The sequence below is a fragment of the Cytophagales bacterium genome (assembly GCA_019456305.1).
Taxonomy (GTDB): Bacteria; Bacteroidota; Bacteroidia; order Cytophagales; family VRUD01; genus VRUD01.
In genome coordinates, this window is the sequence record VRUD01000059.1 from 1 (window position 1) to 21,379 (window position 21,379).

Below are 21,379 nucleotides of genomic sequence, written 5' to 3' on the forward strand. Positions count from 1 at the left end.
CAGGAACTTATAATGTTACATTAACTACATTTGGTTGTAACGGTTCGGATAGCGCCTACACGTGGACAAATTACATTACAGTAAATGCGTCTCCTATAGCAAACATCACTGCAAATGGCGCCACAACCTTTTGTACCGGAGACAGTGTTGAATTAGTATCAGATACCGCTGGTATTACCAACTATGGCTGGTTGTTAAATGGTGTATCCACTGCTGATACAGGCTGGACCTATAATGCATCTGTGGGTGGAGATTATCAGGTGGTGGTTTGGAATACTTTTGGTTGTTATGCATCAGCAGCAACCACAGTTACTGTAAATCTTCTACCTGTTATTGCTGTGGCGCCTGGTAGCGTTTGTGGTAACGGAGATTCAGTGACATTAACTGCAAGTGGAGCCGTTAGCTATACCTGGTCACCAACAGCTACTTTGAGCGCTGCCTCTGGTACTGTTGTCTCTGCCTTTCCAACAGTGAATAGTACATACACGATAGTGGGTACAGAAGCTAATGGCTGTGTAGATTCTACAACCATTACAGTTCAAATTGATACAGCTTTATGCCCTGTTGGAGTAAGTGAACTATTTGGTTCACCCAATATCATAAAGTTGTATCCGAATCCATTTGAAAATAATACGATTATATCCTTTAAACTGGCATCGGTGGACAATATTTCCATAAATGTTTTTGATATATTAGGCAAAAAAGCCGGCAGCATAGAGAAAAACAATCTAAAAGCCGGTGAATATCAGTATAACTTTAATGACATTGTAAATACTCCTGTTCCGGGCGTGTACTTCCTGCATATCACAATTGGTGAGCAAAGAATAACCAGAAAGGTCATTTGTAATAAACAATAAGAAACGCCTAAGCTGGCGCAGCCAGAACCAAACAAGTTATTAATCAACAGTCAACAGTCGGCAATCGGCAATCGGCAGTCGGCAACATTGGCGACTGTGGACTTGTTTCAGAATGTATAAAAATATTCTGCCAAAATATGTCAGAAGTAAAAATATTAGACACTAAAACATTTACCCTGTGGAATCTGAAAAAATTCCACTGGGCGAGAACACCAAATCCCATCCCGAGTACTCGGGACTGAAAATCAATCAGTTAATAAACCAATAACAACCTTGAGAAAGAAAAAACACCCCAAAGAATCATTTACCACCAAGGCAGAGGTTGTGTTTCCAAACGATACCAATCCCCTCAATCATTTGATGGGCGGAAAAATGCTTCACTGGATGGATATTGTTGCCGGTATTACAGCAATAAAACATTCAAACAGTATTGTAACGACCGTTTCTGTTGATAGCGTTAGTTTTGCTCATCCTATAAAATTAGGCAGTATTGTTACGCTGGAGGCACAGATAACAAGAACTTATTATTCATCAATGGAAGTGCGGATTGAAGTCTGGGCAGAGGACTTCCTGAAAGGGGAAAAAATCAAATCAAATGAAGCTTATTATACATTTGTTGCCATTAACAAATCAGGAAAAACAATTGAAGTACCGGAGATCATTCCTGAAACTGAAAAAGAAACAGAACTCTATAATGACGCCTTAAGAAGAAGGCAGTTGAGATTAGTTTTAGCTGGCAGGATGAAACCCAGTGAAGCTAAGGAGGTACGTAGCTTATTTGAGTTATGAACTTAAAACCTGTAAATCCGAATCTTTTATCCCTCTTTATGAAGGAAGATATTTACCTGGTAAATGAAGGTAAAGGTAAAGGAGCAAGTGTGGATGAAAGTGGAAGTGAAAAGAAGCTGGAATATTTTGGAGAATTTAAAAAACAACTGCTCGTCCTGGTTGAAGATAATGAAAACGCTTATTTATCAGAGAGCAGTAAAGAATTTTTTGAAAATATTTTAAAAGCAATTGAACATACTTACAAGGATATCGCCTTACTAAATTTAGGCAGTCCTGCCTCAAAACGCCTGAAAGTTGATTTTCAATCGTTTGCAGACTACTTCGATTTCACTAAGCTTATAATATTTGGAGATCTATTTAACCAGGTCAGTGAAATTAAGTACCCTCAAAAATACCACCTTTATAGCAAAGAAGGACAAACGATACTGCTTGCTGACAGCTTAGATGAAATAAAAAATGATATTGAGAAGAAAAAAAAGCTATGGGAGGCTCTGAAAGCTGTCTTTTCGGTTAAGAAGCCGTGAGTTCAATAGACAGTAGACAAAAGACAGTAGACAATAGACAGTAGACAATAGACAAGACAATTGCAATCAAGTTATAATAGAATATTATGTTTAAATTTAAAGAATTAACCGTTTTTAAAAAAGCCTTTGCCTTAGCAATGGAAATTTTTGAAATTTCAAAAACATTTCCACAAGAGGAAAAATATGGACTTACTTCTCAGATAAGGAATTCTTCCAGGTCTGTTTGTAGTTGCATTGGTGAGGGTTATAGAAAAAGACAATACCCTGCACACTTTGTTAGTAAAATGTCAGATGCAGATATGGAAAATAGTGAAACTCATGTTTGGACACTTTTTGCTTTTCATTGTAAATATATTTCTGAAAAAACTAAAAATGATTGGTTTGAAAAAGAACACGAGATTGGTAAAATGTTAAATCATATGATAAATTATCCTGAAAAATATACACGTAAAAAAAACAATTAATCTATTGTCTTATTGTCCATTGTCTACTGTCTATTGTCTTTTGTCTACTGTCTATTGTCTATTTGTCTTTTGTCTATTGTCTATTGTCTACTGTCCTTTGTATATCTCCGCAAGCTTACTATCCAGTGTCCTTCCCCTGAGATTTTTAGCAATAATTTTACCTTGTTTATCCAGCAGAAAAGTAGCAGGAATGCTTTTTACATTATAGAGTGCGGCTGCTGAGGATTTCCAGCCTTTAAGATCAGAAACATGGGTCCATGTTAAGCCGTCAGCCTGAATGGCCTGTATCCATCTTGCTTTATTATTATCCAAAGAAACACCAAATATCTCAAAACCTTTGTCTTTATATTTTAAATATGCTTTTACAACATTAGGGTTTTCTATCCGGCAAGGCCTGCACCAGGAAGCCCAGAAATCAACCAACACATATTTACCTTTTAAAGAGGATAATGATACGGGTTTTCCCTCAGTGTTGTACATGGTAATGTCCGGGGCCGGCCTGCCAATTGCAGATCCGCCTACACTATTAATTCTCTGGACCAGCTCTTTTGTAAATTTTGAACCGGGTAATTTTTTCTCAAAAATATTTTTAATGCTATCTAAGTAAACAAAATCATTATCAACTTTTAAAAAATTAAGGGCAACATACACAGCGACAACCGAACTCGTATTGACGTTGATGATTTTTTTCACATTGCTGATATTATTAGCCTGGAGCGAATTATATTCCTGTTGAATCGCCCGGGCAGCATTTTTATCCCTGGCGATCATAGCTGATTGATATTTTTGATTAATGGCTTTTACTTTGTTTTGAAAATCAAATATTATCCTGTCAATTTTCCTTAAAAGTTTCGTATCTTTTGATCCTTTAATTTTAAAAGTGTTGTTCAGATCATTTGCATCAGCAGTAATGTGCATAGTAAGATTATCCAGAACCAAGACAACAGCCCCCCTGTTGGCTATTCTCAAACGGTAAAATGAAGGCTCCGTTACCTTTCCATTCATATCAAACCTCCCTTTCGTATCTACCTGCGTTGTACTGATAACCGCAAACTCATTCTGACCTTTTATTTCTTCAAGATAAACCGTGCCTCCGGTAAGGTTTGCGATTTGGGCAGTAATGACAAATCCTTCATTCGGATTGGGATTCAGGATTTCCGAATCAGTTTTTTTTACTTCTATTGCATCAACTGTATTATTTTTTTCTAAACGAACACTTTCGGAATCCCGGCTTTTATTGGGATTATTTTTCTGCTCATAGTTGCTCTTGCTATTACAGGAAGCAAAGAACAAAAGGGATAAAATAAGTATTGATAGATTTTTCATTCCAACCTTTTTCTTAATAATTCATTTGTCAGTTTCGGATTCGCCTTTCCTTTTGTCATTTTCATGACTTCACCCACAAACATACCTATTAAACCTAACTTTCCTGCTTTATATTCAGCAATTTTTTCAGGGAATCTTGAAAGAACCTCATCAATTACCGGCTGAATTGAGCTTTCATCACTTTGCTGGATAAGATTTTGCTCCTCAGCGATTTGCATAGCAGATTTCCCGTTAGCTTTCAGCATAGCCGGGAAAATTTTTTGTACAGCCGCAGAATGACTGACCTTATCCTGTTCTACCAATTCAATAATTCCAGAGAGTGATTCAGGTGCTAAAGGAAATTGTTCAATATGTAAATTTAGTTCATTCAAATATGATTTCACAGGACCCATTACCCAATTAGATGCTGCTTTATAATTTTTAGTATGCTTACACAATGTTGCAAAATACAAAGCTACCTCTTTTGTGTCAGTCAAAACGTTGGCATCGTAATCAGGCAATCCATATTCATTGACAAAACGGTCATACAACTGATGAGGAAGGCTTGGGATGGAAGCTTCCAATTCTTTGAGCCATTCTTCAGAAATTACAAGCGGCTGCAGATCCGGTTCAGGGAAATAACGGTAGTCATTGAGCTCCTCTTTAGTCCGCATACCTTTGGTCTTTCCTGTAACCGCATCAAAATTACGTGTTTCGTGAATGATGGGTTTGCCATTTTCTATTACCTCTGTTTGCCTGTTAATCTCAAATTCAATTGCCCTTTGCACGTTACGAAATGAGTTCATATTTTTGACTTCAACTCTCGTTCCAAATTCTTTAGCACCTTTTAACATCACAGAAATATTTGCATCACAACGCAATGATCCTTCTTCCATATTGCCGTCACAAATATCGAGGTAACGAACCAATTTTTTAATTTCAGCCAGGTATGCATAAGCTTCCTCACTGGTTCTGATCTCAGGCTCAGAAACAATCTCAATCAATGGTACTCCTGCCCTGTTAAAATCTATTAATGTATCAATTTCTCCATCAAGATGCATTGATTTTCCTGCATCTTCTTCCATGTGTATCCTGGTAATACCAATTTTTTTGTCATTATCCTTAATTCTTATCCTAATATACCCCCCGGTACATAGCGGTTTTTTGTCTTGTGTTATTTGATAGCCTTTCGGCAGATCGGGATAAAAATAATTTTTACGGTCAAAACCGTTATTGCGGTTGATCTTACAATTACAGGCAAGGCCCAGCTTAACAGCATATTCCACCGTTTTCTTATTGACCTTGGGTAAAGTACCCGGATGAGCAAGCGTTATTACGCTTAGATTGGTATTGGGTAAATTACCGTATTGGGTAGAATCAGAAGAATAAGCTTTGCTTTTGGTAAGCAACTGGCAGTGGACTTCAAGGCCGATAACTGCCTGGTATTTGTTTTTAATTTTAGTCGGCTTCATTGTTATTCCCAGTATTCAACATCCTGCTTCTTACTTTAAGAACTATCTTATTAAAAAGTTTAATTAAAAAGGGTACACTTAAAATTAAACCAAGCAAAATGAGCAGGAAAAGAAAAATGTATTCCGTATCACTTACCCAGCCAGTTGCACCAAAAATTTGCAGAAAAAAGTTAACCATTTCATTAGATAAAAGCATAATACTTAGATTTTAATTTGAGGCATTGGGCAATTATTGCCAAAGTTAGTAAAAATATCAATCAAAATTATGATATAAAAGTTCCATTAAATAAATTTGGACAATCTTTCTTTTATCTAAGTATGAAAATACTCACATCATTAACTAAAGCAAATTTATCTTTAAAAATTTTTAGCTTGATAAAGATACCTCTAATACATTATTGCAGACCTAAAATTATCGAAATTAATGATCAAAAAGTTGTCGTCAAGATCCCTCTCAAAAAAAGGACTAAAAATCACTTTAATAGTATGTATTTTGGCGCATTAGCAATAGGCGCTGATGTAGCTGGCGCTTTTATGGCTTTTTATTTAGTAAAGAAAAAAAAACAAAAGATATCCCTGATATTTAAAGATTTCAAAGCAGATTTTTTTAAAAGGCCAGATGATGATGTTTACTTTACTTGTGATGAAGGACATGTCATATCAAAAATAATAGATCAGACTATTAATACAGGTGAGCGAGTAGATCAACCAGTCAATATAATAGCTACCGTACCATCACTTAGCGGTGATGAGCCAGTTGCTAAATTTGTTCTGACGATTTCAGTTAAAGTTCGTAAATCCAATTGATTGGAAACATAATAATTGTTTTTGAAAACGAAGTTATTACCTCCTACTTCAAAAATCACAAATATTTCTTCGCCTTCAAAATAACCTTATCCAACCCCTTCAGATCTTTCCCCCCAGCCGTAGCAAAAAAAGCCTGACCACCTCCCCCACCCTTTATCTCTTTAGCAAGTTCTTTAACAATATTACCGGCATGATAACCTTTTTTCTTCACCAAACCATCAGAGATCATCACAGCAATTTGCGGCTTGCCATTGATCTCTGTTGCCAACACCAAAAAAAGATCATCAACTTTACGTTTCAGATCAAAAGCCAGCTGCCTTAAAGCATTATTGGAAGAAAGAGCGACTTTTTTTGCAATATAGCTTACACCATCCAAATGCTCTATGCTATCAATAAATTCCTGCTTTAACTGATTTACCTGCTGTAGTTGATAGCTTTCAACCTGCTTTTTTAGCTCATTGTTTTCCTCAATTAATGTATGAACCGCTTTACTAATATCTTTAGGGTTTTTTAATTGTTCTTTTAAATTATCAATTATATCAAGATGTTTGTTAATATAGAGTTCAGCTTTGTCTGCAGTGAACGCTTCTATCCTTCGCACCCCCGCAGCAACCGAGCTCTCTGCAATGATCTTAAAAACGCCAATCTCACCCGTTGCAGAAACGTGCGTCCCGCCACATAATTCTACAGAATAACCTTGAAAAATGATCATTCGTACCCTGTCACTATATTTTTCACCAAAAAGCGCCATAGCGCCCAACCTTTTAGCTTCCTTTAAAGGAACATTTCTTTTTTCATCAAGCGCTATGTTTTCCCTTATCTTTTGATTTACCTGTACTTCAATTTGCTTTAGCTCCTTGTTAGAAACTTTAGCAAAGTGCGAAAAATCAAACCGCAGATAGTCAGGATGCACCAAAGAGCCTTTTTGCTGAACGTGGTCTCCTAAAACACGTCTCAATGCAGCATGCAGCAAATGTGTGGCAGAATGATTGTTTTGAGTCGGTAAACGCTTTTTGGCGTCCACCACTGCTCTAAAGGTGGCTTCAACATCTTCAGGCAGCTTTTCAGCAACGTGAATGATCAGTTCATTCTCCTTTTTAGTATCTGTAATATAAATCTTTTCGTTCCCAGACAAGTCGGGATCTCCGCTTCGCTCCGACTTTGCTTCAATATAGCCGGTATCACCTACCTGCCCCCCGCTTTCAGCGTAAAATGGCGTTTTGTTAAGCACTATGTGGTATTGAACAGCCCCCCTAAATCCCCCCAAAGGGGGGACTTTGCCATCACTATCAGCCCCCTCTAAATCTCCCCCAAAGGGTGAGACTTTGCCATCGCTTTTGCCTTGGGGAAGTGAGGCGGGGAAGTCCCCCCTTTGGGGGGATTTAGGGGGGCTGCTGACCTTCCTGTATTTAATTATTTTTGCAGTTGCTTCTAACTTTTCATAACCAACAAATTCTACATCATCCCCATCATTTATAAGTACCCAATCTTCTGTATCAATCTTAGCCGCACTTTTAGAGCGTTCCTTCTGCACCTTCATTTCTTTTTCAAAACCTTTTTCATCTACTTTAGTACCATACTCACCTGCAATCAATGCCGTCAGATCAAGAGGAAAACCATACGTGTCGTAAAGTTCAAAAGCTGTTTTTCCATCTATGCGAGATTCACCCTGTGAAACTTCTTTTATTCTACGGGGTAAATCTTGCTTTACAATCTGTTCCAATTTTTTAAGCCCGCTCTCAAGCGTCTTTAAAAATGAACTTTCTTCTTCCCTGATCACCTTCTGAACTAAATTTTGCTGGGCGTACAGTTCAGGGAAAATATTTTTAAATTGTGTAGCAACAACCGGCACAAGCTTATAGATAAAAGGTTCTACTAAATCCAGAAAGGTAAAAGCAAACCGAACCGCCCTGCGTAAAATCCTTCTGATCACATAACCGGAACCATCTCTGTAAGGGAGTTGTCCGTCAGCAATTGAAAAAGCGATAGCCCTGATGTGGTCGGCAATAACCCGCATGGCCACGTCTGATTTGGTGATTTGGAATTTCGGATTTCGAATTTCGAATTTCGAATTTCGGATTTCGGATTTCGAATTTCGAATTTCGGATTTCGAATTTCGGATTTCGGATTTCGAATTTACATTTTCCACATCAATTCCATACTTTTTACCACATGCCTTTGCAATAAATTGTATCAACGGCTGAAAGATATCTGTATCGTAATTTGATTTTTTGCCTTGCAATACCATACATAACCTTTCAAAGCCCATTCCTGTATCAACATGCTTGTTTTTGAGTGGTATTAATTTTCCGTCTGCCTGCCTGTTAAACTCAATGAAAACAAGATTCCAAAGTTCAACTACAAAAGGAGAACCTTTATTAACGAGCGATTTTCCGTCAAACTTTTTTCTTTCCTGTTCATTCCGCAAATCTATATGAATTTCAGAACAGGGTCCACACGGGCCTGTTTCGCCCATTTCCCAGAAATTATCTTTACCGAATTCCAGTATTCTATCGGCAGGAATAATTTTTTCCCAAACTGCTTTTGCTTCTTTATCCGGGAGTAATAGCCCCCCTGCCTCCCGCAATGCTGGCCCGATGTCCACTTGACATCGTCCTCCCCGAAGGGGGGATTTTGCCACCTCCGTATTACTTCCAAAAACTGTAACATAGAGCCGGTCAGGGTCAATTTTATAAATACCAGTCAATAATTCCCATGCCCATTTGATGGCATCTTCTTTGAAATAATCGTCAAAAGACCAGTTCCCCAGCATCTCAAACATGGTATGATGATAGGTGTCATATCCTACCTGCTCAAGATCATTATGCTTGCCGGAAACTCTCAGGCATTTTTGAGAATTAACAACCCTTTTATGCTGCGGTTTTGCATTGCCAAGAAAATAGTCCTTAAACTGGTTCATCCCAGCGTTTGTAAACATCAGCGTAGGGTCATCTTTTACTACTATGGGAGCAGAACTGACTATTTTATGGCCTTTTGAATTAAAAAAATCCAAAAATTTTTGCCTGATTTCGATAGAATTCATAAAATATTATTAGGTAGCTATTTTGTTGTTTTAATATTTTTTTATAACTTGCGCCCGATTTTTACGTATGATACTGAAATTTAAGTATTTAGCAACTCAGCAAGTGCTTAAAAGTAATTTAATGATTGATAACTTAGCGTAGCAAAGTTACATTAAAAAAAGTTTTGCTCAAAAAAACAAACTTTTATAAAATAAAAGTATAATCATGGCAAGAATAAAATATTATTACGATACTGATTCCTGTAAGTACGAGAGAATTAAGATAAGTACACTGGATGTTATATTGAATTTCATGGGTTTCTTTTTTGTTGCTATGTTACTTGCGGTAGGTATAGTATATATTACCAGTAATTACTTTCCTTCTTATAATGAAGTTCAGTTGGAAAAAGAAAATGAGGAGTTTGAATTGTATTATAAAATTTTGAATAAGGAACTCCAACTGGTCAATAATATGCTAACAAACTTGCAGCAAAGGGATGAAAATGTTTACAGAACTATATTTGAAGCAGAACCGGTGCCTCTGTCAATTCGTAAGGCAGGAATTGGTGGTTCTAATAGATATAAAGACCTTTTGGAAAAAGGAATTGAAAGAGAAGACTTGATCGTTAATACCTTTAAAAAGATTGATAATCTGAAAAAGCAAATGTACATACAGACTAAATCGTATGATGAAATACTGGAACTCGCCCAAGACAAAGCTAAAATGTTCGCATCAATTCCGGCAATACAACCAATTGCCAATAAAAAGCTCAAAAGATTAGCTTCGGGTTACGGAATGAGGATCCACCCTATATATAAAGTAAGAAAAATGCATACTGGTATTGATTTTTCGGCACCAAGAGGAACAGCGATATATGCTACGGGAGATGGTAAAGTAAGGCTCATTAAGCAAAGTTACCGGGGATATGGTAAACAAATTGAAATTGATCACGGCTATGGATACATAACAAAATATGCACATTTGAGATCATTTACTGTTAAACCCGGTCAAATTGTAAAAAGAGGGGAAGTGATAGGATACGTTGGCAGTACAGGCACCTCTGTAGCGCCTCACTTACATTATGAGGTTATCCACAAAAGAAAAAAAGTAAATCCCGTACATTATTTCTTCAACGATCTTACCCCTGAAGAATATGAAGAGATCCTGAAATTAGCCTCTATAGAGAATCAATCTTTATCGTAAAGGAAACTTTGAAAAACCTGCCACAAAGACACCAAGACACTAAGTTTCACAAAAATTTTTTAGTGTATCTTGGTGACTTTGTGTCTTTGTGGCATTTTTTTGTTTTTAAATGTGGAGTATTAATAATAACATTATTTCACTGGGGTAATGCGCCTGCACAAAATACTACTGACACAGTAGTGCATATAGGAATAGGCGCTACTTCTACCACTATCCCCGAAGTATTCCTGACCCTCATTGAAAGGTTCCAGCGTTACACCACCCATGTAAAAAGCCCTCACGACAAATATGATAATAGTATTTATTCACCTAAATCTGCGATATTTTTGTCCCGGGACAGTGGGAGTAATAAGCTATATATAAATTCTTTAGAAGGTTTCAGCACTTCGGTTTATGATTTGGATTCAATGAAAAGGATACAAATTATTAAACATAAATTTAGAAGTCAAAACGCTTATTTATTTTCTGATACAACAGTTTTTGGTTATAAATTTCAATACCGTAAGAAAGATTATAATATATTCAGCGGAAAACCGGTAGAGAGCTGTTTTTCTCATAGCGGGAAATATTTATGGATAACATACTACCGCAGAGATTATGATCAAAATGCAGCAAGCCCGTCTGCTCTTGCTATTGTTGATACAGAGAGTGACAAGATCATACGTGTAATGCCGACCGGTCCATTACCCAAGATGATCACTGCCTCACCTGATAATAAATATATTGCAGTAACTCACTGGGGTGATAACACTATTGGGTTGATTGACATAAGCAGCGATAGCGTAGCAAACTTTAAATACATCAAACACCTTGTAGTTGAAAAACAACTAAAGCTAAAATACAGTAAAGGAGAAAAGATAAACCGTGACCATAATTGTGGTTACTGTCTGAGGGGGACGGTATTTACGCCTGACAGCGCATACCTGTTGGTAGCCAGGATGGGTGGAGGTGGGATTGCCGTATTTGACCTGGAATCAAAATCGTATATCGGCACTGTATTTGGGATGCAGGATAATATCCGCCATATAATAATATGCAATAATGAACTATTCATCGGTACAAATAGTAGCGGCTATGTTCAAAAAACCAACCTGGAAGAATTTTTAAAGCAAAAACTTGAAAACAAAGGGAGTAATGATACCATAACCGACTGGAAAAGCTGCTACGCTGGTATTGGGGTAAGAACAATAGCCTGCACTTCTGACGGTAAATATGTTTTCGCGGCTGTAAATAATGAAAGTAAAATAGTTGCAATCCGTTCTGCAGATATGAAAATAGTCGCTACAATTAAAGCTGATTCTTATCCTGTAGGCTTATCACTATCAGATGATAACTCACTACTAACAGTAACTTCGCAGGGTAAGAAAGGGAAAGGAGGAAATTCGGTGATGGTATTTAAAGTTGAATACAATTAAGCGCAAAGCGCATGGCGCATAGCGCATGGAGTTCCCTACACTCAAGCCCTTTTTCCCCGCCAACTGGCGGGGCTATGCGTTCTAAAAAAGATGCCATACAAAGAAAAAGAAATAGAAAAAAAATATTATACAATAGGCGAGGTGGCTGAAATGTTTGGTGTTGCCAACTCTCTTATCAGATTCTGGGAAAAAGAGTTTGATATTATTAATCCTAAAAAAAACAAAAAAGGAAACAGGCGTTACACAAAAGATGTCATTGAAAATATTAAATTAGTTTATCACTTAGTTAAAGAAAAGGGCTACACACTACAGGGAGCAAAAGAGATAATTAAAAGCAAAAAAAATAAAACCTTGAATCATATTGAAGTAATCAAATCACTGGAAAAGGTAAAGGCGTTCCTGGTGGAGTTAAAAGATAGAATCTAGTGTAGCAACAATTTAATTACGCAATATTGTAATCATAAAATATATTATTTCATTGTTCAATTGTTAAGATGGTTATATGGCTTTATGGCAACTAAATTGCCAGCAATTAAGCAGCGAGTTTAAACCTATGAGATTAGTAACTCTTTCAGCTAATCACAAACCATTTAACCATATAGCCATATAACCATTTGTTGATTAATAACGAAAGAATCTATTTATTACTAATTAATGTTGCAAAACTAAATTGTTGCTACACTAGTGAACTTCCTATCCCATTTCTATATTGATCGAAATAACGAATCATCCTATTTCAAGCTGGGCGTAGCGCTGCCAGATCTGATCCGCAATTACAACAGAAAAGTCAGGTCAAACAAAATAGCCGGACCATCTGAAAATGATCCTGAGGATACTAAGCAAATAAAATCTGGCATCAAAAAGCACCACCGGGTAGATAAGCTCTTTCACTCCTCTGAGTTTTTTAAATCTTACCAGGCAACCATCAAAGAAAAATTATTGTTATATCAATTACCAAAACCTTTTTTTGTTCCACACCTGTTCCTGGAAATTTTGTTAGACAGGGTTCTGTTAATAAAACACAGCGGTGTATGTGAAGCGTTTTATTCCAATCTAAAAAAAGTAAATATAGTTCATATTGAGCCTGTTTTTGTGAATGATCTCAACTATGATCACAATGATTTTTGTATTTATATAAAAAAATTTATACACTACCAGTATATTTTTTCGTATCTTGAAAACAAAAGTGTTATATTTGCGATCAACAGGATTTGTTCCGGGATTGGCGTCAAACCACCATACAATGATGATCATAATGACCAATTGACCCTTTTCATTACTGAAATTGAAAATAGCTTAAAAAAGAATTATTTAGATATATTTTTGGAAATTAATATTAAATGTTAGTTTTGTGCGGAAAAAATAAAAATAAAATGAAAAAATTTACACTATTTATCATCATAGCAGCGCTAATAAGCGGCTGTAATTTCTTCAGTAAAGAGGATGAAACTATTGGGGATATTGGAATGAGTTTAGAGATCACTGAGGAAGAATATCTTGAAGCTTTAGCTGAATGTGGAGATGTTAAAGTTGAAAACCTGGTATTCAGAGTCCAGATCGGGGCGTACATATATCCCCCGGACCCGTATGAATTTGATTTTCTTCAAGGGGTGGGTGATATTGAAATGGTGGAAGATGATGACGGCTATTCAAAGTTTCTTGTAAATAAAGTAGAAACTTTAAACCAGGTAGAATCACTTAAACAAAACATCAGGGCTCAGGGCGTAAAAGATGCTTTTGTCGCTCCCTACTTTTATGGCAAAAGAATAAAAGTCAGAAAGGCAGTTGAGTTTATTTGCAAAGATGCAAAGGGATGGAGCGAATTATAGTAGAGCTGGTAAAATTCAAGCTAGAGGTGGTTGACTGTTTTAACGATAGGCGGCACTATTGGATTGATGTTTAAGGAAGGTCATGATAGTTTCAAGATATATTATGAGCTAATGAGAGTGGATTTTGTAATGAATTTTTTTACCTGGTGATTTAATATAAAATAGGCAAAGAACATTAACGTATTTTTTTATATCTTTATAGTTGTTATTAACCTCAATTAAACCTTTTTTCAATCATGAAACTAATTAACATTTTAACCAAACAATTAGTATTATTAGGTACAATAATACTGATCTTATCTTCTTGCAATTTAGAAAACGAACCAGAACCAACTCCAACGAAAACCTTAATAGAAGGGGTGTGGGAAGTGACGGAGGCCTATGATAGCTCAGACACTGACATTCTTGATACAATAAGTGTAAAAGTATTAGGAAAAAAAATACCTCCTTTTTTTCATTTAAGCAGTGATGGTACGGTTATATCTACTGCAGGCCCTATGATTTCATATGTAGTTTATAATCAAACTTTTCTCGGTAAATTGTCATTAATCACTTCTATAATTGATCAGATCTTTAACTATTTAGGTCTTGATTTTAATGGCGGTGAGTTTTTTATTGCGACCGGTGTTGTTGACAGGTTTACTCTTGAAATGAAGCTGGAAGGTATCGCTGGAACAAGTACTCTTAAAGATATTCTTACCATTTTTAAAATTCAGGCTGAATGGCTTGAAACAGTAGTATATCATAAATATAAAAATGTTAAAGTAAGTTTTCAGGGTTCTACAAACACTGTCATGGTTTGGGAATTCGACAGCCAAACTATTGCTGAATATAATACGAAAGACCAGTTCGGAACCTATGTTTTTTGGGGTGGGTGGCAAGTTAATAAGTTTTCCAAATGTAAATTTGTGCTTACAAAAAAGACAAAAAGCGTTCAGGATCTTGTGAATGATTTGTAATAAGCACTTACAATGGCTGCTGAATATCATTTCTGTTAAAATTAAATTCCAAAGTATTTATTGGAAGCCTAAGTTTTGCCTGATATTTATATTACTGAAGTTTCGCAGTTAATAAAAGTGTTGAAAACAAAAGGAAAATAATGTAAAAAAGGTGCAATGATTTGGGTGAAATGCCTTATTTTTATCGTAAGCAATACGCACATAAATAGAATTTATAACACAATGATAACACAATACATCACCGATGATCATGGAAAAACACTTGCTGTGGTTGTCCCTGTAAAGGACTATGAGAAAATTATGGAGGAATTAGACGAATTTGAGTGCATCAAAGCTTATGATAAAGTAAAAGCTCGTAAGCAAGAGTTTGTACCTGCTGCCGATGTTTTTAAAAGCATTGAACAAAAAAGAAAACACTTATAATGTATCAATTAGTTTTAACTCTCTGAAAAAGACAAGGATTACATTTACGTTACCCTTGATGCGCTGATAAGGGATTTCAAAAATCAACACGCTTACGCAAAATAATTCAACCATGAAAGTACTACTTGACATAAAAGACAACAAAGCACCTTCTTTATTGGAAGTGTTGAATGGGCTGTCATACGTAAAAACAAAGCCGCTTACTGATACTAAGGCCAAGTTCCTGGAAGATCTCCGTGAAGCAGTAGAAGAAATGAAGCTGATCAAAGCGGGCAAGCTAAAAGGAAGACCTGCAAAAGAGTTGATAGATGAACTTTAAAGTTATCTCCATAAAAAAGTTTGACCGGCAGGCTAAACGACTTACTAAGAAATTTCCTTCACTTCTATTATTTTTTGTCAACCTTGATGCAGGATATTCCATAAATATATGCAGTGTCCAATTTTTGCGAAAAAATAATTAGGGTGTTGCAACGCTGAAAACAGGAAAGAGGGGAGAACTGGCCAACCCTTAACCCCTCCAGGAGGCAAAGGGGGCGGCAAAATCCCCCCTTTGGGGAGGACGATGTCCAGTGGACATCTGGCCACCATTGCGGGAGGCAGGGGGGCTGGCTTTACAGGTTATTCCCCATCGCTATATATAAACTATATTGTGCCTTATTATGGCTGCTGATCGCCTGCAGGTAATCTATTTGTGCTTTCATATAAAACTCCTGTGCCTGGAATACTTCAAAAGGTATTACGGTGCCTAATTTTTGCCTTTGAATACTTTGGCTTAGCGCTTCTGCAGATAATTGCAGGGATTCTTCGGCAATTTCCATCTGCTCTGTTGCTGATCTCAGTCGTGATTTGGCTTCTGTAACTTCCTGCCGTACCTGGTTTTTAAGCTGTTCAATGCTGTTTTCCTGCAGCATCACTCTGGCATTAAATTGCCTCAAATCTCCTCTGTATAGTAATCTACCGGTTGGGATTTGCCAAAGTAAAGACAAGTTAAGCTCATTGGTTGGAACAAACCCTGAATCTAATGACCCAAAGGAGGATCCGTAAGCGCCAAGTCTGACTTTTGGCATCAGCAAGCCTGTAGTTGTCATTTTTCTTTCGGTTTGAATAGATCTCAAACCTAACTGCAAGCTCCTATATTCGGGTCTTTTTGTATAGATGTCCTGGGAACTGTCCGGAATATCTTCAACCATCTTCACCGGAACAATGGCGGTATCAGCGCTTACCAACACTACATCCTCTTCAATATTGAGCAAATTCACCAAAAGGGCAGATTTTTTTTCAAAATCAATTTTAGATTGTAATGCAGCGATCTTCAGGTGATTGTAATTGCTTTTTGCCAATAGCAATTCCGTTTTAAAAAGTATGCCAACTTCAACCTGGATTCTTATTTGCTGAACTATGGTGTCTGCCTGGCTAACCAATTTGTTAAACGCAACATATTTCATTTGCTCTACCTGTAAGTCATAATAGGTATGCACCGCTTGTAAAATCGCCTGGTTTCTTTCAGCTGTACTACGGTGCATTGCCGCCTTTACTTTTTGTTTGGCAGCAAGAGAACCATAAAGCCCCTTGCTAATATCCCATTCTGCAAAAAGGCCAAGACCACCCCAAAGATTATTACGCTCAACATCCTGGTAAAAACGGCCGTCTGCATTCATGGCAGCGCCGGTCAGGTAATGGGTGGTTGCACCTCCGTAGATCGTAGGCAAATACCATTCCCTTGCTTTGGCTCTATCGGCAAGGGCCAATTCATACCTCTGTTGGTATTGCTGAATAACCAGGTTGTCAGCGCCCGCTAATTTCAGCACGGTTTCTAAATTGATGGCCTGCGTATTGTCTTGTGCGGTTACGGTGTTAGCTGCAAATAGCAACAACAATCCGAACATTATATTTTTATAGCTGCTTTTCATATTATTCGGTTTTATTTACGGGTTTAACATGCTGCCCTGGTTTTACCAAACCTTTTCCCTGTACAATTACCTGTGCGTGTGGCGACACTTCCAAATTCAGCACTTCAAAATAGTCCTTGTTGGAAAGCCCTTTTCGTAATGGCACCCTTTCTACTTTTCCATCCACTACAACCATTACGAATGGTTGGTTTTGAAAAATCACCTGTGCAGTTACAGGAAGGGAAAGCACGCTGTCCCTGCTATTTATTTGCAGCAGGACTTTGGCATACATGCCCGGCTTTATTTCACCATCAGCATTTGGAATGTCAATTTCAACCCGCATGGTTTTGGATTTCCTGTCCAGTGAATTGGCCGTGCGGCTCACCTTTGCGGTGAACGATTCGCCCGGCAGCTCAGGAAACGTTACAACCACATCCATGCCCTTGCCAATCGCTCCTGCATCAGCTCCCGGTAAAGGGATACTCAAACGGATGGGACTGATTTCCTGGATCTCTACAATTTTTTGTGGATTGTCCTCCGTTAAACCGCTTTGCACCATTGCCCCTTCATCTACAAACCGCTGCGTGATAATACCCGAAAAAGGGGCTTTAACGCGCAAAAAGCTGATGCGGTCATTAGCGGCATCCAATTTTGCTTTCATCGAAAGGTATTCTGCCTTTGCATCTTCGAGCACTTGCAGCGGAGTAATTGAAGGGGTTTTTTCATAAATAGATTGCAATCGTTCGTAAACAGATTGTTTGCTTTCTACTTCTGCCTGTAACTGCTGCCGTTGTCGGTAAAGTTCAGGGTTGTTCAATTCGGCTATAACTTCACCTTTCTGCACCGCATCGCCTATGTCTTTGTAAACGGCTTTCACGTAACCGCTTTCCATAGCGTGCAGAAATACCTCACGGTTTGGCTCTGCCGTTCCGGTTATCAATATTTCAGCAACAAATGAACGATAACCGGGATGCGTTACTTCAACATTCTGTATTTTCGAACCATCCCCCGTGGTTTGATTCGCTGTTTTTTCATCGCTGCTGCAACCCGATAGCCATCCCGCTATCAGCGGGACAGCAATGAGGGACAAACTGCCCGTTGTTTTACATATAATAGATTTTTTCATTTTTAATTATTTTTAGTTTTAGCAATGAGTAAATATAAGATTGGGATAATGTAAAGAGTTAGCAGCGTTGCCATAAAGGTACCGCCAATCACGGCAATAGCCAATGGCACGTTGGATTCAGACCCTGCACTGGTAGCCATAGCCGTAGGAAGCAACCCGAAAATGGTTGTTCCGGCTGTCATCAGCACAGGACGAAACCTGTCAGTAGCTCCGCTAACGATCGCTTCGATTTTTGCTTTGCCTTCCTTGAACAATGTGTTAATGCGGTCAATCAGGATGTTCCCGTAAGAAACGGCAATCCCTACCATCATGATAATCCCCATCAGGGATTGTATATTCAGGTAGGTATTCGTTGCCCACATTAGCAAGGCGACCCCAATAATCCCAAGCGGAAAGGCCATGATGATAATGAGCGGCTGCCGGAATGAGCGGAACAGGGGCATAATAATGAGAAAGGCCAATATAACTGCAAGTCCCAAACCAAGCCCCAAGTCAGCGAACGAGCTTTTCATCGTAGCCACCTCACCGCTGAAATTCACTTTATACCCCCTTGGAAATTCCATTGCATCTATCCGCCTTTGTATCTCATCAGAAACAGCGCCTATGTCTGTCCCTTCAACACTGGCATACACATTAAACGCCCTTTGAAGGTTGTAATGGTTTATTTCAACGGGATTTGTAGATTCACTGATCTTGGAAAAGTTTCGGAACGGTACGGGCTTGTCATGGGTCTTACTGCTTGCGGTTACATTGCTTAGCACATGCTCATCGTTAATCAGGTATTCAGGATAAGTAACCCCTACATAATAGTGGTTGCCGTTGCGCTCATCAATCCAGAATGCCTTATCGAAGGTGGCCGATGAGTTGAGTGCAGAAACAATGTTCTTGATGGCATCCACCGGCTCCACACCCAATTCCGCTGCCTTTATCCGGTCAATGTCAATATCCTTGGTCGGCTGGTCAATGCGCTGCAAAATGCGTACATCCCTTGTTGCAGGAATGGCAGCAATGGTATCCTGCAAGCGTTCGGCTATCTGCCTCAGTACCTTCAGGTCGTTACCAATTATCTGTACATCTACCGGAGCGGGCTTGCCCTCGTTGAGTGCAGCGGTAATCAAGCCGCCCGTGTTAAAGCTGACTTCTATACCCGGAAATTTTTCATGCATTTTTTCCCTCAACCGGGAAGCATACTCAAACGTGCTGACCGCATGGCCCTCTTTCAACTGAACACCGATAAAAGCGTCCTGTGTGCCGGAATTAGGCGTATAGGCAGCAGGCAGGTCATAGAAAATGCCAATGTTGGAAATTAGCTGGTGCAGGTCAGCCCCCAATTCATCCCGCACCACCTGTTCCATTTCTGCAATTGTTTGTTCTGCCTTATTCAGAGGTGTTCCTGTCTCCATGCGTACCAGTATTTCCATTTGCCCCACATCCGATTGTGGGAATAACTCATAGCCCAGGTTCTTCATCAGGAATAGGGAAAAAATGAACAACGCTGCAATACCACCTAATACCTTCCACTTGTGATCCAGGGCTTTCATCAAACTGCGTTCGTAGCGGTTGCGCAAGCGGTCAATGAATCGCTGGAAAAAGCCGAGCGCGTTTCGTTTTGGCGCATCACCCTCTTTGGGCAACACGTTGCGAAAAAGGTAAGCTGCAGCCAGTGGCACAAGGGTCAGCGAAAAAATGTATGAGCCGACCATCGCACCCGCCACTGTAATGGCAAGCGGTGAGAAAAGGAATTTCGCCATTCCCGTAAGGAACATTACCGGAAAAAACACTACTATGATAACCAATGTTGAAGCCAATACAGGTGTAGCTACTTCCAATGCAGCATCCATAGCGCCCTGCCATGCGCTTTTGCCCATCTTCAAATGGCGGTCAATGTTCTCTAATACCACTATGGAATTGTCCACCAACAGCCCAAGCACCAGTACAATGCCGCCTAACGTAATGCTATTGATCGCTTGTCCGGTAAAGGAAAGCACCACAAAAGCAAAAAGCACGGAAAGCGGTAAGCTGATGGAAACGATAAATGCCGAACGGAAATTGCCAAGAAACAGAACAAGCACTATTATAACCAGCAACAGCCCGCCAAGTCCTGCTCTTGTCAATCCTGATATGGCATTTCGAACAAATGAACTTTGGTCAAAAATCACATTCAGTTGCACATCATCAGGCATTCTTTCTTTCAAACCCGGGATAGCCTTTTTAACCCCTTCAACCGAAGCAATCGTATTAGCGCCTGGTCTTTTGAAAATCGGCAAATAAACTTGTGCTTTCCCATCCACACGGGCAATGTTAGTTTGGATCACACTGGCATCATCAGCATATCCCACATCTTTAACATAGATGGGTTTACCGTTTTTATAGGTGATTACAATGTCGTTAAAGTCCTTCACATCTACAATCATCCCCTTGGCGTCTATGGCGTAGTTTATCATGCCAATCTCAGCAATACCTGACGGAATCATCGTAGTGTTCTTCTGAATGGCATCGTTTACCTGAGTTTGGGAAAGCCCTAACGCTTCCAGCTTAACAGGGTCAACGTATATATGAATCCTCCTTAACGTACCACCATAAGCAGCCGGAGCCACAATGCCGGGTATGCCACTGAGCATTTGGCGCAGGTTGTAATAGGCAATATCATAGAGCTCCTTACCGCTTTTTACCTCACTGCTTACCGTTAACAACATCAACGGCTTGCTTGCCGTTGGGTCAAACGGCTGCACCATTGGCGGCAGCGTACCGGGCGGCTGGTAATACATGTCGCTCATCGCATAAGAGGAAGTGTTCGCCATCGCTTCGGCAGGGTCAACATCCTCCCCGTAGAAGTTGGTAACCATACTTACCCCCATAATGCTTTTCGAGATCTGTTTCTCAATACCGGGCGATTGCCCTGTCCACCGCTCCATACGGCTTGTGATGTCTTTTTCCACCACCTCCGCAGGCATGCCAGGATAAAGGGTAAGTATTTGCATAGCGGATTTTTTGAATTGTGGAAGGATGTCCACCGGCATCCTTGGAACCAGCACCCCTGCCAGTACCACCACCACAGTAGCAAGCACCAGTACCAGGTACGGGTTCCGAAAAGAAAGTTTGATCATATTGGTTGTTGGTTATTGGTTATTGGTTGTGGTTTTTTAGTTATTAGTTTTAGTTTATTGGTTTGTCCATCTTACTTATGGTATAAAGTCCGGAACTGCAAACTAAAGAACTATAACCACCTGCCCGCCAAAGGCCTATGGCAGGCGGGAAAACTATCAAACCATAACCAATAACTAAAAACTAAAA

Annotated in this window: 19 protein-coding genes and 1 pseudogene; 14 read left to right on the top strand and 6 right to left on the bottom strand. The window is 38.9% G+C overall.

Translation table 11 applies throughout. From position 1 onward, the window contains the following. The 4 genes from FVQ77_12455 to FVQ77_12470 all read left to right on the top strand — a co-directional run. The coding region (locus tag FVQ77_12455; protein MBW8051125.1) for a T9SS type A sorting domain-containing protein at positions 1-857 on the top strand (857 nt) is incomplete at its 5' end. A 360-nt stretch (positions 858-1,217) separates the two neighbouring features. Next, positions 1,218-1,646 carry an acyl-CoA thioesterase gene (locus FVQ77_12460; GenBank protein ID MBW8051126.1) on the top strand — a complete coding sequence of 143 codons (429 nt, stop codon included), beginning with the start codon at positions 1,218-1,220 and terminating at the stop codon, positions 1,644-1,646. Beyond that, entirely contained in the window at positions 1,643-2,170 is a 528-nt protein-coding gene (locus tag FVQ77_12465; GenBank protein MBW8051127.1) for a hypothetical protein, read from the top strand. The genes FVQ77_12460 and FVQ77_12465 overlap by 4 nt, the downstream gene beginning before the upstream one ends. An 86-nt stretch (positions 2,171-2,256) precedes the next feature. Beyond that, complete coding sequence (locus tag FVQ77_12470; GenBank protein ID MBW8051128.1) at positions 2,257-2,634, top strand: four helix bundle protein; 378 nt, start codon at positions 2,257-2,259, stop codon at positions 2,632-2,634. 87 nt (positions 2,635-2,721) lie between these two features. Here the strand turns inward: FVQ77_12470 and FVQ77_12475 are convergent, their stop codons facing one another. Next, positions 2,722-3,960: an AhpC/TSA family protein gene (locus FVQ77_12475; GenBank protein ID MBW8051129.1), complete on the bottom strand. Its 1,239-nt coding sequence runs from the start codon at positions 3,958-3,960 to the stop codon at positions 2,722-2,724. Then, on the bottom strand, positions 3,957-5,411 hold the full coding sequence (gene gatB / locus FVQ77_12480) for an Asp-tRNA(Asn)/Glu-tRNA(Gln) amidotransferase subunit GatB (GenBank protein ID MBW8051130.1): 1,455 nt from the start codon (positions 5,409-5,411) through the stop codon (positions 3,957-3,959). Before gatB ends, FVQ77_12475 begins: the two co-directional genes overlap by 4 nt. Before the next feature lie 324 nt (positions 5,412-5,735). Between gatB and FVQ77_12485 the strand changes: the two genes are divergently transcribed. Then, positions 5,736-6,218, top strand: a complete 483-nt coding sequence (locus tag FVQ77_12485) for a DUF4442 domain-containing protein (protein MBW8051131.1) — start codon at positions 5,736-5,738, stop codon at positions 6,216-6,218. A gap of 1,396 nt (positions 6,219-7,614) precedes the next feature. On the opposite strand, the pseudogene alaS reads toward FVQ77_12485, so the two are convergent. Beyond that, a pseudogene (alaS, locus tag FVQ77_12490) lies at positions 7,615-9,261 on the bottom strand (alanine--tRNA ligase). A gap of 205 nt (positions 9,262-9,466) precedes the next feature. Here alaS and FVQ77_12495 point away from each other — a divergent pair. From FVQ77_12495 to FVQ77_12530, 8 genes are all read left to right on the top strand, one after another. After that, positions 9,467-10,444 (top strand): M23 family metallopeptidase, encoded by a 978-nt coding sequence (locus FVQ77_12495; GenBank protein MBW8051132.1) that lies wholly within the window; start codon positions 9,467-9,469, stop codon positions 10,442-10,444. Between the two features lie 179 nt (positions 10,445-10,623). Then, the gene (locus FVQ77_12500; protein MBW8051133.1) at positions 10,624-11,859 is read left to right on the top strand and encodes a peptidoglycan-binding protein; all 1,236 of its coding nucleotides are present in this window, start codon (positions 10,624-10,626) and stop codon (positions 11,857-11,859) included. A 90-nt stretch (positions 11,860-11,949) separates the two neighbouring features. Then, positions 11,950-12,285 (top strand): MerR family transcriptional regulator, encoded by a 336-nt coding sequence (locus FVQ77_12505; GenBank protein ID MBW8051134.1) that lies wholly within the window; start codon positions 11,950-11,952, stop codon positions 12,283-12,285. Positions 12,286-12,543: 258 nt separating this feature from the next. Next, positions 12,544-13,206, top strand: coding sequence for a hypothetical protein (locus FVQ77_12510; GenBank protein ID MBW8051135.1), 663 nt, complete (start codon positions 12,544-12,546; stop codon positions 13,204-13,206). Positions 13,207-13,232: 26 nt separating this feature from the next. After that, a complete protein-coding gene (locus tag FVQ77_12515) occupies positions 13,233-13,688 on the top strand; it encodes a hypothetical protein (GenBank protein MBW8051136.1) in 456 nt (151 codons plus the stop codon). 236 nt (positions 13,689-13,924) lie between these two features. Further along, on the top strand, positions 13,925-14,647 hold the full coding sequence (locus FVQ77_12520; GenBank protein ID MBW8051137.1) for a hypothetical protein: 723 nt from the start codon (positions 13,925-13,927) through the stop codon (positions 14,645-14,647). A gap of 222 nt (positions 14,648-14,869) precedes the next feature. Next, positions 14,870-15,070, top strand: a complete 201-nt coding sequence (locus FVQ77_12525) for a hypothetical protein (protein ID MBW8051138.1) — start codon at positions 14,870-14,872, stop codon at positions 15,068-15,070. Positions 15,071-15,182: 112 nt separating this feature from the next. Next, the gene (locus tag FVQ77_12530) at positions 15,183-15,389 is read left to right on the top strand and encodes a hypothetical protein (GenBank protein ID MBW8051139.1); all 207 of its coding nucleotides are present in this window, start codon (positions 15,183-15,185) and stop codon (positions 15,387-15,389) included. A gap of 292 nt (positions 15,390-15,681) precedes the next feature. Here FVQ77_12530 and FVQ77_12535 read toward each other — a convergent pair whose 3' ends face one another. From FVQ77_12535 to FVQ77_12545, 3 genes are read right to left on the bottom strand one after another with little or no spacing between them, the layout of a single operon-like run. Next, positions 15,682-16,980, bottom strand: a complete 1,299-nt coding sequence (locus tag FVQ77_12535) for a TolC family protein (protein ID MBW8051140.1) — start codon at positions 16,978-16,980, stop codon at positions 15,682-15,684. Position 16,981: 1 nt separating this feature from the next. After that, positions 16,982-18,085, bottom strand: coding sequence for an efflux RND transporter periplasmic adaptor subunit (locus FVQ77_12540; GenBank protein MBW8051141.1), 1,104 nt, complete (start codon positions 18,083-18,085; stop codon positions 16,982-16,984). Between the two features lie 2 nt (positions 18,086-18,087). Next, positions 18,088-21,192, bottom strand: coding sequence for an efflux RND transporter permease subunit (locus FVQ77_12545; GenBank protein MBW8051142.1), 3,105 nt, complete (start codon positions 21,190-21,192; stop codon positions 18,088-18,090). Here FVQ77_12545 and FVQ77_12550 point away from each other — a divergent pair. Next, on the top strand, positions 21,082-21,366 hold the full coding sequence (locus tag FVQ77_12550) for a hypothetical protein (GenBank protein MBW8051143.1): 285 nt from the start codon (positions 21,082-21,084) through the stop codon (positions 21,364-21,366). The two genes, FVQ77_12545 and FVQ77_12550, sit on opposite strands and share 111 nt — an antisense overlap. The last annotated feature ends 13 nt before the right edge of the window (positions 21,367-21,379 follow it).

What these genes read in the sequence shown, in the direction of transcription:
- FVQ77_12540 (MBW8051141.1), bottom strand. Translation starts at nt 18,085, where the DNA reads ATGAAAAAATCTATTATATGTAAAACAACGGGCAGTTTGTCCCTCATT.
- FVQ77_12535 (MBW8051140.1), bottom strand. Translation starts at nt 16,980, where the DNA reads ATGAAAAGCAGCTATAAAAATATAATGTTCGGATTGTTGTTGCTATTT.
- FVQ77_12515 (MBW8051136.1), top strand. Translation starts at nt 13,233, where the DNA reads ATGAAAAAATTTACACTATTTATCATCATAGCAGCGCTAATAAGCGGC.
- FVQ77_12530 (MBW8051139.1), top strand. Translation starts at nt 15,183, where the DNA reads ATGAAAGTACTACTTGACATAAAAGACAACAAAGCACCTTCTTTATTG.
- FVQ77_12520 (MBW8051137.1), top strand. Translation starts at nt 13,925, where the DNA reads ATGAAACTAATTAACATTTTAACCAAACAATTAGTATTATTAGGTACA.
- FVQ77_12545 (MBW8051142.1), bottom strand. Translation starts at nt 21,192, where the DNA reads ATGATCAAACTTTCTTTTCGGAACCCGTACCTGGTACTGGTGCTTGCT.
- FVQ77_12495 (MBW8051132.1), top strand. Translation starts at nt 9,467, where the DNA reads ATGGCAAGAATAAAATATTATTACGATACTGATTCCTGTAAGTACGAG.
- gatB (MBW8051130.1), bottom strand. Translation starts at nt 5,411, where the DNA reads ATGAAGCCGACTAAAATTAAAAACAAATACCAGGCAGTTATCGGCCTT.
- FVQ77_12470 (MBW8051128.1), top strand. Translation starts at nt 2,257, where the DNA reads ATGTTTAAATTTAAAGAATTAACCGTTTTTAAAAAAGCCTTTGCCTTA.
- FVQ77_12465 (MBW8051127.1), top strand. Translation starts at nt 1,643, where the DNA reads ATGAACTTAAAACCTGTAAATCCGAATCTTTTATCCCTCTTTATGAAG.
- FVQ77_12475 (MBW8051129.1), bottom strand. Translation starts at nt 3,960, where the DNA reads ATGAAAAATCTATCAATACTTATTTTATCCCTTTTGTTCTTTGCTTCC.
- FVQ77_12460 (MBW8051126.1), top strand. Translation starts at nt 1,218, where the DNA reads ATGGGCGGAAAAATGCTTCACTGGATGGATATTGTTGCCGGTATTACA.
- FVQ77_12525 (MBW8051138.1), top strand. Translation starts at nt 14,870, where the DNA reads ATGATAACACAATACATCACCGATGATCATGGAAAAACACTTGCTGTG.
- FVQ77_12505 (MBW8051134.1), top strand. Translation starts at nt 11,950, where the DNA reads ATGCCATACAAAGAAAAAGAAATAGAAAAAAAATATTATACAATAGGC.